The organism is Sphingobium indicum BiD32 (assembly GCF_000382885.1).
Taxonomy (GTDB): Bacteria; Pseudomonadota; Alphaproteobacteria; order Sphingomonadales; family Sphingomonadaceae; genus Sphingobium; species Sphingobium japonicum_C.
The window spans coordinates 1-14,830 of sequence record NZ_CAVK010000245.1 but is presented as its reverse complement, the minus strand read 5'-3'; the positions used below and the strand labels follow the sequence as shown (position 1 = coordinate 14,830).

Sequence of the window (14,830 nt, the reverse complement as noted above, 5' to 3'; positions counted from 1 at the left end):
TTCGTCGGATGTACAAACCAACCCGCAGATCATGCGAACTCATTTCTGATCTCACGACCATGGCTGTTCAATGCTGGCACCGGACCGGGGAAAGGGGAACGGTCTGTCCACCGGACAGGCAGTGTCGGCATGTCGACCGGACCGCTCGGTGTCGGAACGCTGATGCGGCGGAGTTGCGGATGGCTGGATAGTCCACTGACTTCATTGACAAAACCGAAGGCGATGCCGGCGGCTTTGAGGGTACTGCCGATCTTCGCTACGTCGAGATTCGCGAGCGCAACACCGATCTCACGGTCGAGGAGTTCACGATTGGCCACGCGCTGCACGTTGCTGCAGAAGCGCGAATCGTCCATGATCGTTTCGCAATTTAGCGCGCCACAAAGAGCGCGCCATTCGCGCTCATTTTGTACCGCGATAACGATGCTCTGACCACCGGCTAGGGGAAACTCGCCATAAGGAGCAATCGATGGATGAGCGAGCCCCACCCGAGATGGCGCCTTACCGGCATAATCATAGTGAAGTAGCGGAACGGCCATCCAATCGGCCAGACCATCAAAAAGTGAAACCGCGATCCCGTTGCCGTTGCCGGTTCGCTCTCTTACAAAGAGTGCTTCAAGAATAGCGGCGTGAGCGTTCATTCCGCAGCATATGTCTGCTACGGAAACGCCTACGCGCCCTGGCGCTGCGGCCGCACCAGTAATCGATGCGAGACCGCTCTCGCATTGCACCAGCAAATCATAGGCCTTCATGTCATGATATGGCCCATCGTCGCCGTAGCCTGATATGTCGCACGTGATGAGGCGCGGGTTGGCAGCTCTCAGCTCTGCTGACGCGAGGCCAGCGCGCGCTGCGGCGCCGGGAGCAAGATTCTGGATGAAGACGTCACTGGCGGCAATGACGCGGGCAAGCAGAGCAGCGTCTTCCCGATTTTTCAGGTCGAGCACAATCGATTGTTTTCCTCGATTCAGCCAGACGAAATATGCGCTTTCTCCATGTACAACCTTGTCGTAACCTCGCGCGAAGTCACCTTCCGCGCGTTCGATCTTGATCACTCGTGCCCCTGCCTCGGCGAGCCGCATAGTGCAAAGAGGTGCAGCCACTGCCTGCTCAAGCGCCACCACCGTTATGCCATGAAGAGGAGTCATCATCAGAAACTCTTCGGAAGACCAAGGGCATGGGTTGCCACGTGGCTTAGAATCAGATTTGTCGAAATCGGGGCGACCTGGTAAAGTCGGGTTTCCCGGAATTTGCGCTCAACGTCATATTCCTCTGCGAATCCGAAGCCACCGTGCGTCTGGACGCACATATCGGCGGCATACCAACTCGCCTCGGATGCGAGCATCTTTGCCATGTTGGCCTCGGTGCCGCAGGGCTTGCCCTGGTCGAACATTCGAGCAGCTTTCGCGACCATTTCCGCCGCTGCGGTAACTTGTACATGGGCGCGTGCGATTGGAAACTGCACACCCTGGTTAGCGCCTATCGCTCGCCCGAAGACCGATCGATCCTTGGCATAGGAAGTTGCTTTGTCGATGAAGAAACGGCTGTCGCCGATGCATTCCGAAGCGATCAAGATACGCTCCGCATTCATTCCGGAGAGAATGTAGCGAAAGCCCTCACCATCCGTGCCGATGAGATTTTCGGCTGGAACCTCCAGATTGTCGAAGAATAGTTCAGTTGTGGCATGGTTAAGCATGGTCCTAATGGGACGGATTGTAAGGCCATTTCCGATAGCTTGACGCATATCGACGAGAAGAACGCTCATGCCTTCGGTGGACCGTGCTACGTCTTCGCGCGCTTTCGTCCGTACCAGGAGGACCATCAGATCGGAGTGCTCCGCTCGGCTGATCCATATCTTCTGACCATTGACGATATATTTATCGCCTTCGCGTCGCGCAAAGGTCGTAATACGCGTTGTATCTGTCCCAGCGGTTGGTTCGGTCACGCCGAATGCTTGAAGTCGCAAATCGCCACTTGCTATGAGTGGCAGATACCTTTGTTTCTGCTCGTCGCTTCCGTGTTTCAGAACCGTACCCATCGTGTACATCTGCGCATGGCAGGCTCCTCCGTTGCAGCCTGCCCGATGGATTTCCTCAAGAATAGCGGTTGCGGCACATAATCCGAGTCCGGATCCGCCATAAGCCTCGGGAATGAGTACGGACAGGAACCCGGCCCCAGTTAGCGCCCGTACGAATTCTTTTGGATAAGCTCGCTCGCGATCGAGGGCTTGCCAGTAGGATCCCGGAAACTGTTCGCAAAGTCGCCGGACCGCATCTCTGATTTCTTGATAATCATCGGCGTGCAATTCCATGCTCGGGAGTCCCCTTTGATCACTGACCCCCGTTTAAACTGCCAATCTACCATAATTCAAAGACAATAAAGTATCCGAGGTATAGCAAGAAATCATACCATAAAAATGGGGTAGGGCGAGTGTTTGCGGTGAGAGTCGCCATTTATGTGCCAACGATCGGGAGTACATGACGCGGTGACGTTGGGTGGCGCCAGTGGTATTGTGCGACGCTGTAAGCCGCCTCACCAACTTCGCTCTAGATCGGTCGTTGTGTCGCGATTCACAGACGAGATCCTGCGGTCGAGCAGGAAGCCCAGCATTGCAGCGGATCCGAGCATCGTCTTGTTACGAAACTTGCGGAATCCACTGTGGCTCCACTTTTCGATCATGCGCTTGGCGTGTGATTGCGAGATCATGTCCTGATAGTTGCATGGCCAAGCTTGCTGACGAGGCCTTGATCCTGGGGAAGATGGCTTTGGAACATTAAGAAGTGCGAGCGCGGTGCTCGCGCGCCAACCCTGGTACGAAAAATATTTTTGATAAATGCGAGGGCCTTTCCGATCGCGGGAGCGCAGGACGCTGGATTATGCGATTTGCGCTGTCTCACCTTTCTGACTACCAATGACCTAGTCTCGGCGAAACTTCGTTGCGGCGCAAAAGTTCATAGGTCAGGTGACAGCGTGGCAACGAATTCTAAGGATGAATTGAGGGGGCCGTCACTCGCCGATCGAGCGCGAGACAAGCTTCGCGCTGCGATCCTTGAAGGCGAACTCAAGGCCGGCGAGAAGATTAACATCGAGCGCGTGGCGGAAAAGTTTGGGATCAGCAGGACGCCTATCCGCGAGGCCTTGAAGGCGCTCGAAACCGAGGGGTTGATACAAATCCAAACTAACCGCGGTGCGATGGTCGAACCTCAGGCTTGGCAGGAAATCCAGCACCGGTTCCGCATACGCAGTCTGCTCGAAGGCTATGCGGCAGAATTGGCGTGTGAGCGCCAGGATTCTGAACTAATCGCGTTCCTTCAAGAGAATTGCAGGTTGGTTAAAAAGGAATCTCAATCTTTTCAGAGTGTTACTGCGCCTCGAGCTCGCAAGATCGCCGAACTTAACCGTGCGTTTCATCGAGCAATCTGGCGTGGCGCCGGAAGCCTGACGCTTGCCCGTTTTTTGGACGCTCTCGACCTTCCGCAGTCGTTTAGCGATTCATTCTATCGGGACAAGAACTCGCGTGATCTTGTGCTCCAGCATCATGAGGCCATCGTGGCCGCGTTCATCGCGGGGGATGTCCAAAAAGCGAAGTCTTGTATGGAGCGCCACATTCAAGTGTCGGTAACTCTGCTTGCTTCTGCGGCGAATGGCCGCATCGACGACTTATGCTGTTGATCGGATTGCTCGATTTCTGCGTGATGGGCTTTCTATTAAGTCGGGCAATGGTTCGCTGAAAGCGAGTTCGATCTACTTAGAATGGAAGGGGTTCATTGGGGCGAATCATTGTGGGAAATCTCCGGGGATGGGCCCCACCCTCGGCGTTCAACGCAAGGGTTGGATCCGTCGGCGTGGCGATGGGCTTGGCCCTTAAGCCAGGTGGTCGTGAAGGGCTGAAAGCCATCGTTGTAATGCGGATTATTGCCTTTCGGAACGATTGTAATCGGACTTTCTTGAGGCGGGGTGTGCTACGTTTGGTTCAGACCTCCTCCTTGCAAATTCAGTTGGGCTACAAGCACAATCGTGGTTTGTTCTCTACGTGTCTGTCGAGGAATCTGAATGGGTGTACAGCATGTTAGTGAAGTTGTGCCGTCACAGCGGGCAGGAGATATTGGAGGGCGTTGAGCACTCGAAATGAGGCGATCCGAAGTGTGAGCGCTTAGGCAAAAATTACTTCGTTGCGCTGGGACTCGCCGAGGGTGGCGTTAGGTTGCTGCCCTATCTAGTGACAGGTTTTCAAGCACTTCGTCGCCGGCATGCTTCAATGACCCTTTAGCGGTTCATTGAAGCATGGAGACCCTAAGAGTGAAGACTGACGGAATCGCAGCCGTTGTTACGGGCGGAGCGTCGGGTCTTGGCGGCGAGACGGCCCGCCTGCTGGCCCGCAAAGGCGCCATGGTAACCATCTTTGATCTCAATGAAGAGGTTGGATCGGCCACGGCTCGGGAGATTGGCGGCCAGTTCCTGAAGGTCGATGTGTCGGATGAGGTGGCCGTTGCAGATGCACTCGCCGCGGCGGAGGCCACGCACGGGGTCGCGCGCGTGCTCGCTAATTGCGCGGGCGTCGCGCCGACGATCCGGATCGTGAACAAGGAGGGCAGGCCGCATTCGCTCGATGCCTATCGCAAGGCGATTGAGGTCAACCTGATCGGCACCTTCAATATGCTGGCGCAATTTGCCGCCCGTCTGATCGCAGCCAATGTCGAGGGCGAAGAAGCGGGCGTTGTCGTCAACACCGCTTCGGTTGCCGCCTATGACGGGCAAATCGGCCAAGCCGCCTACGCTTCGTCAAAGGGTGGCGTCGTCGCTCTGACCCTTTCTGCCGCGAGGGATCTCGCGCAGCATCGCGTTCGCGTCATGACCATCGCGCCGGGTGTTTTCCTGACGCCCATGCTGATGGGGCTCCCGCAGGCTGCGCAGGACTCGCTCGGCACGCAGGTTCCACATCCCTCCAGGCTCGGCCGGGCGGAGGAATATGCGCAATTGGTTCATTCGATCCTCGTCAATCCGATGCTGAACGGCGAGGTCATCCGTCTTGACGGCGCGATACGGATGGCGCCGCGCTAAGCCCATGGCGGATGGCATCGAGTTCATTGTCCAGGGCGGCATTGCGCGGATCACGCTGGCGCGGCCGGAGAAGGGCAATGCCATTGATCTCGCGCTGGCCCGCGCGCTATTATCGGCGGCGATCGCGTGCGAAACGGATGGTGCGATCCGCTGCGTGGTGCTGACAGGGCAGGGGCGCCTCTTCTGCGCGGGCGGGGACGTCGGGGCCATGAAGGCGGCAGGCGACGCGCTCCCCGCCTTGCTTGCCGAGTTGATCGCGACGCTTCATGCTGCAGTGAGCCGCCTCGCGAGGATGCCGAAACCCCTTTTGGTGCTGGTCAACGGTCCGGCTGCAGGAGCCGGCTTCAGCCTCGCGATGCTCGGCGACATCGTCCTCGCCGGCTGGTCAGCACATTATACGGCCGCCTATGGAGCGATCGGCCTTACCGCGGACGGCGGCTTGAGCTGGCTGCTGCCGCGTCTGGTCGGTTTGCGCGCTGCCCAGGAGATCGTCCTCACCAATCGCCGGATCGGAGCGGAGGAGGCCGAAAGGATCGGCCTCCTCACCCGCGCCGTCGACGACCAGGCGCTTGCCGCCGAGGGCGAGGTGATGGCGAAGAAGCTCGTCGGCGCGCCGGTGGCGGCGCTTGGCGCTGTCCGCGCGCTGATCAAGGAAAGCTACGAAAGCAGCTTCGAGACGCAGCTCGACCGTGAACTCCGGTCGATGTCCATTGCCGCCACTGCCGAGGCGAAAGAGGGGCTCGCTGCCTTCTTCGCCAAGCGGACCCCCAATTTTACCGGAGACTGATCCTCATGGCCGATGCCTATATAGTCGAAGTCTTACGCACCGCCGGCGGCCGTGCGCGCAAGGGCGGCCTGATCGATGTGCATCCCGCTGATCTTGGAGCGGCCGTGCTCAATGCGCTCGTCGATCGCACGGGCGTGGATCCGGCGGCCGTCGAAGACGTGATCGTCGGCTGTGTGACGCAAGGAGGGGAACAGTCCTTCGCGTTCGGCCGAAACCTCGTGCTCGCCTCGAAGCTGCCCGACAGCGTACCGGCCGTGACGATCGACCGTCAGTGCGGCTCCTCGCAACAGGCGCTGCACTTCGCGGCGCAGGCTGTGATGTCGGGTACGCAGGATATCGTCATCGCCGCGGGCGCCGAGAGCATGACCCGTGTCCCGATGGGATCGAACTGGTTGCTGCACCGTCAGGCTGGCCTGGGTATCGGTCCGTGGCCGCAATCTATCCAGGACCGCTATGGCGTCACGGAGTTCAGCCAGTTCCATGGCGCGCAGGTGATCGCCGACAAATATGGGTTCAGCCGCGAGCGGATGGACGAATATGCGCTTGCCAGCCATGCCAAGGCCGCGGCGGCGATCGACAGCGGCGCTTTCAAGCGGGAGATCGTCCCCGTTGCGACACCCAATGGGGTCTTCGGCACAGATGACGGCGTGCGGCGCGGTGGCACGATCGAGGCGATGGCCGAGATCAAGGCACTGGAGGAAGGGGGTTCCATCACCGCCGCCAATGCCAGCCAAATGACGGATGGCGCATCCGGCGCACTGGTGGCGAGCGAAGCGGCCGTCAAGCGCTTCAACCTGAAGCCGCTCGCTCGCATCGTCAATCTCACGATCACGGCCGGTGATCCGGTTGTCATGCTGGAAGAGCCGATCCCGGCGACGCGCAGGGCGCTCGAGCGGGCTGGCATGAAGCTGGGGGATATCGATCTGTTCGAGGTCAACGAAGCTTTTGCCTCGATCCCGATGGCGTGGCTTAAGGCATTGGGCGCTGATCCCGCCAGGCTCAACGTCAACGGCGGTGCCATCGCGCTTGGCCACCCGCTCGGCGCGTCGGGCACCAAGCTCATGGCCACCCTGATCCACGCGCTGCACGCCAGTGGCCAAAAATATGGCCTGCAGACCATGTGCGAAGGTGGCGGCGTCGCCAACGCCACCATCGTCGAAGCGCTTTGAGCGCGTGAGTGTCTAAGCGCCGCTTGGCTCAGAACAGCGGATAGAACGTTAAGGCCAAAAAGTATGAAAGGACCAATTGAACAAGAGGATTGGCCATTGGCGGCGAAGGGTAGGAGCGGGGCTCGGGCTACGGGCGCAAATATACTCGACATATCGGTCCATCGACTAGCTGAAACGCCTCAAGATCGCCAATGAGCCATTGACTAATCACATATTACATGTAATCCATAGACCCGCATTTTGAAGGAGAGGTTCATTGCCTGAGTTGGTTGATCCCAAACATTCCGTACGCCCGGTTGATGGCGAGCGTCCGACAATCAAGCTATTCCGCTTCGCTGACACGTTCCCGGTGCAGTGGCACGAGAACAAGATTGGTGCGACTCATCGCCCGTGGTGGTTCTACGACGTCAGCGACGTGTCCGACTGGTTCAACGTCTTCTGTATCTCGTGCCTCCAGCCCGGCCAGTCGGAAGGCTTCCATAGCCATCTCCCGCACAACGAAGGTCCTTACGAATGCTGGTATCTTGTCTATCAGGGCAAGGGTCAGATCCGGACCGAGTTCGCGGACTATAACGTCGAGAAGTTCGACGCCGCTTTCATGCCGCCGAACGCCTCGCATCAGATGCGGAACAACTCCGACGAACCCTTGTGGTATGCGACGCTCTCTTCGCGGGGTGGCCATCCGCTTCGCGTTGACACTTACAAGCTGGAATGCTCGGAAGCGCGCCCCGGCTACATGGAAGAATATGAGCGGATCATGGAAGTGCGTAAGAAGCACGGCCTGCCGGTGCCATAAGACTGGACCAGCTGATAGCCAGATAGGTCCGAGACGTTACTTCACACGGCTGGGAGGCCGCAATGTCCCAAGAATCGAGTGCCATTTTCGGTGGAGTCGTGCGTAGCGCACGTCGCACCCCTGATGCTGTGGCAATCCGTTTTGCGGGGCGCATTTGGACCTATCGTCAGCTGGTCGCCGCCGCGATCGCCTTTGCAAAGGATCTGGCCCGTGAGGGTGTCCATGAAGGCGATCGCGTGGCATTTTTGGGTCGTAACAGCGATGCTTATGCTATTGGCTTTCTGGCTACGCAGTATTTGGGGGCTATCCATGTCCCGGTAAACTTCATGCTTGGCAGCCATGAAGTGGCCTATATCCTCGATCACGCGGCGCCGACCGTGCTGTTGGCCGATGCCGAGTTCATGGAGACGGCGCGTGATGCCGCTGACGCAATCAGCGTCCAGGTAAATTGCCGCCTTCTTGAATCTCCTATTGAAACTGACGTCGGCATTCCTGCCGGCGAAACCAGCCGCGCTGTTATGACGCGACCTGCGCAACTGGCGTATACCAGCGGTACGGAGTCGTCGCCCAAGGGAGCGCTTCTTTCGGATCAGGGATTGATCCATCAGTATATGAGCTGCATCGCCGTCGGCGAGTATCGTTCAACCGATGTCGTGCTCCACGCCCTGCCGCTGTACCACTGCGCGCAGTTGCACTGCTTCCTCATTCCATTCCTGTTTCTTGGCGCGGAGAACATCATTCTCGATCGGGTCGACATCGGCGAGGTGATCGAAGCGATCGAAGCGAATGGCGTTACTTCGTTTTTCGCACCGCCCACGGTGTGGATCGGAATTCTGGGCCACAAAATGTTTGCACCCGAACGGATGTCCATGCTCACCAAGGGTTATTACGGCGCTTCGATTATGCCAACCGAGGTCATCCACCGGATGCGCGGGCAGATGCCGTGGCTGCGCCTGTGGAACTACTATGGTCAGACGGAGATTGGCCCACTTGCTACCGCGCTGACGCCCGAGGAGCATGATGAGCGTCCCTCATCGGCGGGTCGCCCTGTGCTGTTCGTGGAAACCCGCATAGTCGACAATGATATGCGTGATGTGGCTACCGGGGAGGTCGGTGAGATCGTCCATAGATCGCCGCAACTACTCTTGCGGTACTACCGCGCGCCGGAGATTACCGCGGCTGCGTTCGAGGGCGGGTGGTTCCACAGCGGTGACCTCGCGACCTGTGACGCGGAAGGTTACATAACGATCGTCGACCGGAAGAAGGATATGATCAACTCCGGCGGTGAAAACGTCTCGTCGCGTGAAGTTGAGGAGGCATTGTACCGACATCCCGCGATCAGCGAGGTTTCCGTCATCGGCCTTCCCGATACCAAATGGATCGAGCGCGTTTGCGCGGCGGTGGTTCTCAAGGATGGCTTCTCGGCGACGAATGAAGACCTTCTTAGTATGTGCAGCGATCTCGCACCGTTCAAGCGACCAAAGCAGATCGAATTCGTCACGGCGTTGCCAAAGAATCCGTCGGGTAAAATTCTCAAGCGCGAGCTGCGTCTGCAACTTTCATAACAAAAGAACCTAAACTCTTTCTACGTTTAGATTAGGAGATTGATTATGGGTATGCATGCACGACCGCTCTCTTCCTCATTTGGTGTTGAGGTTATTGATTTCGATCCGAACAACATCACTGATGAAGTCAAGCAGGCGACGAAACTTCTTTTCGAGAACCACCAGCTTGTCCTGTTTCGTAACGCCGGTGTCACCGAGGACCAGCATCTGGCGCTGGTGAAAGCGATCGGTCCGATCTCGACGACGGACGAGATCATGAAGGACGGCCGGCAATTTACCTATATTTCGAACGTTCATACCGATGGCCGTGTGCCGAACGGTGAACTATTCTATCACTCGGACCACATGTTTCTCCGCGAGCCGTTGAAAGGCATTTCGCTTTATTCGATCGAAGCACCGGAACATGGCGGAGAGACCCGATTCCTGAATGCAGCCAAAGCCTATCAGGCCATGCCGGAAGACCTCAAGAAGCGGATCGACGGCCTTTCTGCACGTCATGTCTATGACTACAATGCAAACCGCGGCGATCAGCGTCCCGATCCGACCAAGCTGAGCGACAAGGTTGATACCGCTATTTACCCGCTGGTGTGGCACCATCCCGAAAGCGGCACGCCGCTGCTCTATATCAGCCGGCTGTTCACTACTGAAGTCATCGGTCTTCCCCGCGAGGACAGCGACCAACTGCTGGACGATTTGTTCGCCTACCTGGACACGATCGGTGATGATTACACCCACAAGTGGAAAAGCGGCGATCTGATCATCTGGGACAATCTCCACCTGCAACACGCCCGCAACGATTTCCCGCCGACGGAACGCCGTGCGTTGCGCCGGGTACCAATTGCGTTGGGATCTGCCTGATCCTCGTTTTGAAACGGACACTTCCAAAGCCTGACCTATCGATGCGCGATTGAGCAAAGGCTGGCTGCTACCAAGAAAAGCGGGGTGTCGGGAGGGGAGCTAGGGACATGCTCGAGAGCCCGCCGCAACGGCGTGATAACCACGAATTGTGGGCCGGATGGCATCTGATTCTAGCTTGCGCTTTGGGCGTTGGCTTTGGCTCGGTTGGATTCAACACCTACGCGATCGGGGCTTTCATTGATCCACTAGGTAGCGAGTTTGGCTGGAGCCGTGCGCAGGTTCAGGGCGCAATTGCCTTCGGTGTGGGGTTAGGGGGGCTCATCGCACCTTTTATAGGGCTGCTAATAGATCGATATGGCGGGCGAAATATCGCGCTCTTTGGCTTGCTCGGGGTTTCTATCGGCTATGTGATCGCTGCCACGACAGGGCCAACGCTCTGGAATTTTTACGCAGCCTATGTCGTCATAGCTATTCTCGGGGCCGGGAGTGCACCAGTTACATGGAGCCGCGCGATTGCCGAACGCTTCTTCAGGCATCGCGGTCTTGCCCTAGCCTTGGCTCTAACTGGCACGGGGATGGCGGCGATTGTAGTGCCGCAATATGCGGTCTTTGTGGTCGGCAATTACGGATGGCGCGCGGGATTCCTGGCCTTGTCCCTGCTGCCGCTGATTGCGTTTGCATCGGCGTTGTTTTTCTTTCATCCGAGCAAGGGCACTGCGCGGCACTCGCCATCGAACTTGGAATCGACAAATGCGACCGGCGTAATGTTGAGCGAAGCGATGAAATCCTATCGTTTCTGGGTGCTGCTGTCCTCAATTCTCTTCATGTTTCTGGCGATCAGTGGTATTGTTCCAAACCTCATTCCCGTTCTCACCGATCAGGGATTTACTCCTACCCAAGCGGCTTCTGTACAGAGCGCTTATGGTGTTTCGTTGATCGTCGCGCGAGTTGGTATAGGCTGGCTGTTGGATCGCTTTTGGGGACCGGGTGTAGCGGCAGTCGTCCTGACTGTTCCGATGCTCGCTTGCGTGATCTTGATGGACAATCCAACCTATGGAGAGGCAATCGTCGCTTCGGCTCTTGTGGGGGCGGCTGCCGGCGCCGAACTTGATCTTCTGGCTTATTTCACGGCCCGCTATTTCGGTTTGAAAAGCTATGGCCGCATTTACGGCCTGCTCTACTTCGGTGTCGCCTTTGGAGCAGGGTTTGGCCCTGTAAGCTTCGCCTACCTTGCGGATCAGACTGGCTCCTACTCGGTGAGCTTCCAGTTTGCCTTCGTCCTATTTGGTCTGGGCGGGCTAAGTATCCTGTTACTTGGCCGATATCCTCGATTGGAAAGGGAAACGGTCCATGGCACTGTCGGAGCTTGACTCGCGTCCGTCTGCCTATTGCGTTGCGTCGGATCGCACGCATTGGCTTGCCGCGTCACATCTGCCAGCTTGCCGAAATCAACCTAGGTCAATGCGACTTAGCGTATCGGCATCAAGCATAGCATCTTCTTTGGGCCGAGGCCCCGAGGATTGGGCTACTCTGGCGATACCTACACAGGGTCTAGCACTTGCAGGAATCGCCAGTTCAACAAACAGATCACGCTGTGGGCTACAGGAAGTACCCTACCGCATGATAGGCGTTTCGGGAGCCCATCACTATATACTGACATATATAGCGACTGGTCGCCGTAAGGATGGCTTGCACAAATTTAGCTTGAGGATCTTAAGATGTCAGTCAATCAGCTGCCTAAAGCCCTTCCGGGCACAGTGCCTGCTCCCAGAAACCACTGGTATGTCGCAGCGTTCGCGCATGAAGTGACAGAGGCTCCGATGGCGCGCTTTCTGCTGGGAGAGCGCGTGATGTTGTATCGCACCGAGGCTGGCGCTCCGATTGCATTGGCGGATTATTGCGCGCATCGGGCTATGCCTTTGTCCAAGGGCAAGCGTGTCGGGGGAGACCGTATCCAGTGTCCCTATCACGGCATCGAATTTGGACCGGATGGCCATTGTCGGCATATCCCTTCGCAAAAGGGGACGCCGCAGCAGATGCGGGTTCAGGCTTATCCGCTTGTGCAGCGGTGGAACTGGCTATGGATTTGGATGGGTGACCCCGAACTTGCGGACGAGGCGCTCATTCCCAATCATGCCGACTTTTCCTTCGTAGACGGCAATGATTTCTGGAAAGTTGCCCTCTGGCGCATGGATTTCGCATGCAACTTCCAACTCATCCATGAGAATGTGCTGGATGTCTCCCACGTATCATTCCTCCACGAGGGGTTGGCCGACAGCGGATCCCTCGTCACGACCCCTGCAAAGACCGTCGTGGAAGGTAATGTCATCACGATGACTCGTCGGTGGGAGGATCTGCTAACCGATCGCTATGCCAAGACCTTTGGAATCGCGGACGGAACACGGGTGATCCGCACCAACATTGCGAAGACCTATGTACCGTCGCTGAATGTAGCTATGAATTTTTTCGAGTTCCCTGATGATCCCGAAAAAGCACCGGCAATGCGCTCTGCGCCGATGGCCTTCACGCCTGAGACGGACCAGAGTTGTCATTATTTCATGGCCGTGGGGGCCAATTATGGCGAGGAGCCTGTGGGCGCAGCACTTGAGGCGCAGGGCCAAGCACTCTGGAACCTGATCCTCGACGACAAAGACGCCACAGAGGCTATTCAGGAGGCATATAACATACTTGGAGCCAGCACGCCTGATGTCAGCGTTCGAGCCGATGAAGGCGCTATAAGGTTCCGACGAATGCTCGCCGAACAGATGGCACGTGAGCTCCCCCAAGTCTCATCGTAATGACCTGACGTAAAAATTATTTCGTTGCCTTGAGTTAATGGGCAACTCAGGCATTTAGCAAACTTACCTGATTTATGTAGTGGTAGGTGTGCCGCTCGCATCCAAAGAAGCCTATTAATATGGCCCCTGCTTAATAAGAACTACGCTGGGTTTTTGAACTGGGCCGACCTATGCCGTTGTCAGATATACTGTAAACCGATTGTAACGATTTTCCTCTCGCTTCAACGCCCGATGTTCCCGGCAATGTTGCCTGAAGCGTGTGCCCCAATAGCGTTTGCGGATGTGGTCGTACTCCTGCTGGATTTTACGTGATGATCGGCCCTTGGCCGGCGGACGAAGGATATGAGGCGGGGTTTCGATGAACCGAATCTGGGGCTGATGGCTGTATCCGACTGAAGTCGGAGGGATTCCTCCCAATCAAAGGACTCTAGGGATTGTGGGGATTCATCGGGAATTGATGACGGCGGCGGCGAGGTAGATGAGGGCCTCGAAGCTTTTGTCAGTTTTGCAGGCGCGCATGGCGATGCGCTTGAACTCCTTGAGCTTACAGAAGAAGTTTTCGATCAGGTGGCGCCATTTGTAGAGTTCGGCGTCGATCTTGAGTTTCTGCGAGCGGCCCGGATGCTGCGAGATCACGATCATGGCGCCGCGCTCGTTAAGTTCGGCAACGAGAGCATTACTGTCAAATGCCTTGTCGGCGATCAGGCCGTCGAAGGCGATGCCATCGATCAAGGGCGGCACGCCGATGCTGTCGTAGCGGTTGCCGGGCATGAGGCGGAAGCGCACCAAATTGCCCAGCGCATCGGTCAGCGCGAGAATCTTGGTGGTCATCCCGCCTTTGGAACGGCCTATGGCCTGGCTCGAAGTCCCCCTTTTGCGCCTTGACCATGGCGGTGGACCTTCACAATCGTGGCGTCGATCATGGCATATTCCATATCGGGTTCGCCCGACAGCGCATCGAAAATCCGTTTGAAAACATCGGCTTTGCGCCAGTCGCGGAAACGGCGGAACGCCGTACTCCAGTTGCCGAACTGCCCCGGAAGATCACGCCATGGGCTGCCTGTGCGCGCAATCCACAACACCGCCTCCAAAAACAGCCGATTATCCCTTCCGCTGCGTCCAGGATCAGTCGGCTTGCCCAAACAATGCGGTTCCATCTGCGCCCACTGGGCGTCGGTCAAAACATAGCGTTCCATCCCCTCCGTGAATCACAGCCCAGCCTCTTTGTGAATCCCCACAATCCCTAAAGCGGATCGATGTGTCTCATACTAAAGCGGTTTCTGCTCATTCGGGTTCGTACCCGCATGAACTGAAGTAGTTGGCGCATTCGGTGGGTTTGAAGATATCGACGAACTTGCCGATGACGTCCCAGAGGCCTGTGACGGTTCGCTCGCCAGCTTTTCGCAGCATGGCCTTGAGGCGAGCGAAGGCTTTTTCGATTGGGTTGAAGTCGGGGCTGTAGGGCGGGAGGGAGCGAAGGGTTGCGCCCGCGCTCTCGATGAGGGCCTGCACCGATGCGCGCTTGTGACTCGACAGGTTATCCATGATGACGACGTCGCCGGGCTGCAGTTCCGGCACGAGAACCTGCGTGACGTAGGCTTCGAACCCGTCGCCGTTGATCGGGCCGTCGAGCACCATCGGGGCAACCATGCCGGTCATGCGCAGGCCGGCGACGAGCGTGGTGGTCTTGCGGTAGCCGTGCGGGAAGCCCATCCGTAGCCGCTCGCCTTTCGGGCAGCGGCCGTGGCTGCGGGTCATGTTGGTGGGGTCCATGTTTCGTGGGACTGTCAGGATTTCCG

The 14,830-nt window shown here is 57.5% G+C and carries 12 protein-coding genes and 2 pseudogenes; 9 read left to right on the top strand and 5 right to left on the bottom strand.

Going from position 1 to position 14,830, the window contains the following annotated elements; all coding sequences use genetic code 11:
* Positions 1-29: 29 nt before the first annotated feature.
* The gene (locus EBBID32_RS21465) at positions 30-1,148 is read right to left on the bottom strand and encodes a CaiB/BaiF CoA transferase family protein (RefSeq protein ID WP_037492404.1); all 1,119 of its coding nucleotides are present in this window, start codon (positions 1,146-1,148) and stop codon (positions 30-32) included.
* Positions 1,148-2,308, bottom strand: a complete 1,161-nt coding sequence (locus EBBID32_RS21460) for an acyl-CoA dehydrogenase family protein (RefSeq protein WP_006967022.1) — start codon at positions 2,306-2,308, stop codon at positions 1,148-1,150. The genes EBBID32_RS21465 and EBBID32_RS21460 overlap by 1 nt, the downstream gene beginning before the upstream one ends.
* A 659-nt stretch (positions 2,309-2,967) precedes the next feature.
* On the opposite strand from EBBID32_RS21460, the gene EBBID32_RS21455 reads away from it, so the two are divergent.
* The 9 genes from EBBID32_RS21455 to EBBID32_RS21415 all read left to right on the top strand — a co-directional run bounded on the left by EBBID32_RS21455 (position 2,968) and on the right by EBBID32_RS21415 (position 13,031).
* On the top strand, positions 2,968-3,669 hold the full coding sequence (locus EBBID32_RS21455; RefSeq protein ID WP_156022648.1) for a GntR family transcriptional regulator: 702 nt from the start codon (positions 2,968-2,970) through the stop codon (positions 3,667-3,669).
* A 627-nt stretch (positions 3,670-4,296) separates the two neighbouring features.
* On the top strand, positions 4,297-5,058 hold the full coding sequence (locus EBBID32_RS21450; RefSeq protein ID WP_006967015.1) for an SDR family NAD(P)-dependent oxidoreductase: 762 nt from the start codon (positions 4,297-4,299) through the stop codon (positions 5,056-5,058).
* Positions 5,059-5,062: 4 nt separating this feature from the next.
* Entirely contained in the window at positions 5,063-5,845 is a 783-nt protein-coding gene (locus EBBID32_RS21445; protein ID WP_006967014.1) for an enoyl-CoA hydratase/isomerase family protein, read from the top strand.
* Positions 5,846-5,850: 5 nt separating this feature from the next.
* The gene (locus EBBID32_RS21440; protein ID WP_006967009.1) at positions 5,851-7,014 is read left to right on the top strand and encodes an acetyl-CoA C-acetyltransferase; all 1,164 of its coding nucleotides are present in this window, start codon (positions 5,851-5,853) and stop codon (positions 7,012-7,014) included.
* A 256-nt stretch (positions 7,015-7,270) separates the two neighbouring features.
* On the top strand, positions 7,271-7,810 hold the full coding sequence (locus EBBID32_RS21435; RefSeq protein ID WP_006967008.1) for a cupin domain-containing protein: 540 nt from the start codon (positions 7,271-7,273) through the stop codon (positions 7,808-7,810).
* 62 nt (positions 7,811-7,872) lie between these two features.
* Positions 7,873-9,375, top strand: a complete 1,503-nt coding sequence (locus EBBID32_RS21430) for a fatty acyl-CoA synthetase (protein WP_006967007.1) — start codon at positions 7,873-7,875, stop codon at positions 9,373-9,375.
* Between the two features lie 45 nt (positions 9,376-9,420).
* Positions 9,421-10,233: a TauD/TfdA dioxygenase family protein gene (locus EBBID32_RS21425; protein ID WP_006967006.1), complete on the top strand. Its 813-nt coding sequence runs from the start codon at positions 9,421-9,423 to the stop codon at positions 10,231-10,233.
* A gap of 107 nt (positions 10,234-10,340) precedes the next feature.
* Entirely contained in the window at positions 10,341-11,603 is a 1,263-nt protein-coding gene (locus tag EBBID32_RS23860) for an MFS transporter (RefSeq protein WP_006967005.1), read from the top strand.
* 348 nt (positions 11,604-11,951) lie between these two features.
* The gene (locus EBBID32_RS21415; RefSeq protein WP_051093402.1) at positions 11,952-13,031 is read left to right on the top strand and encodes an aromatic ring-hydroxylating dioxygenase subunit alpha; all 1,080 of its coding nucleotides are present in this window, start codon (positions 11,952-11,954) and stop codon (positions 13,029-13,031) included.
* A gap of 246 nt (positions 13,032-13,277) precedes the next feature.
* Here EBBID32_RS21415 and EBBID32_RS25405 read toward each other — a convergent pair.
* The 3 genes and pseudogenes from EBBID32_RS25405 to EBBID32_RS21400 form a co-directional block, all read right to left on the bottom strand.
* Positions 13,278-13,394, bottom strand: a pseudogene (locus EBBID32_RS25405) (IS200/IS605 family transposase); the annotation flags it as partial.
* Between the two features lie 81 nt (positions 13,395-13,475).
* Positions 13,476-14,227, bottom strand: a protein-coding gene (locus EBBID32_RS23850) for an IS5 family transposase (protein ID WP_156022647.1) whose coding sequence is annotated in 2 segments (ribosomal slippage) — positions 13,476-13,897 and positions 13,897-14,227 — 753 coding nt in all. Because the reading frame shifts where the segments join, the coding sequence is not laid out codon by codon here.
* Between the two features lie 88 nt (positions 14,228-14,315).
* Positions 14,316-14,809: pseudogene (locus EBBID32_RS21400) on the bottom strand (IS630 family transposase); the annotation flags it as partial.
* Positions 14,810-14,830 lie beyond the last annotated feature (21 nt).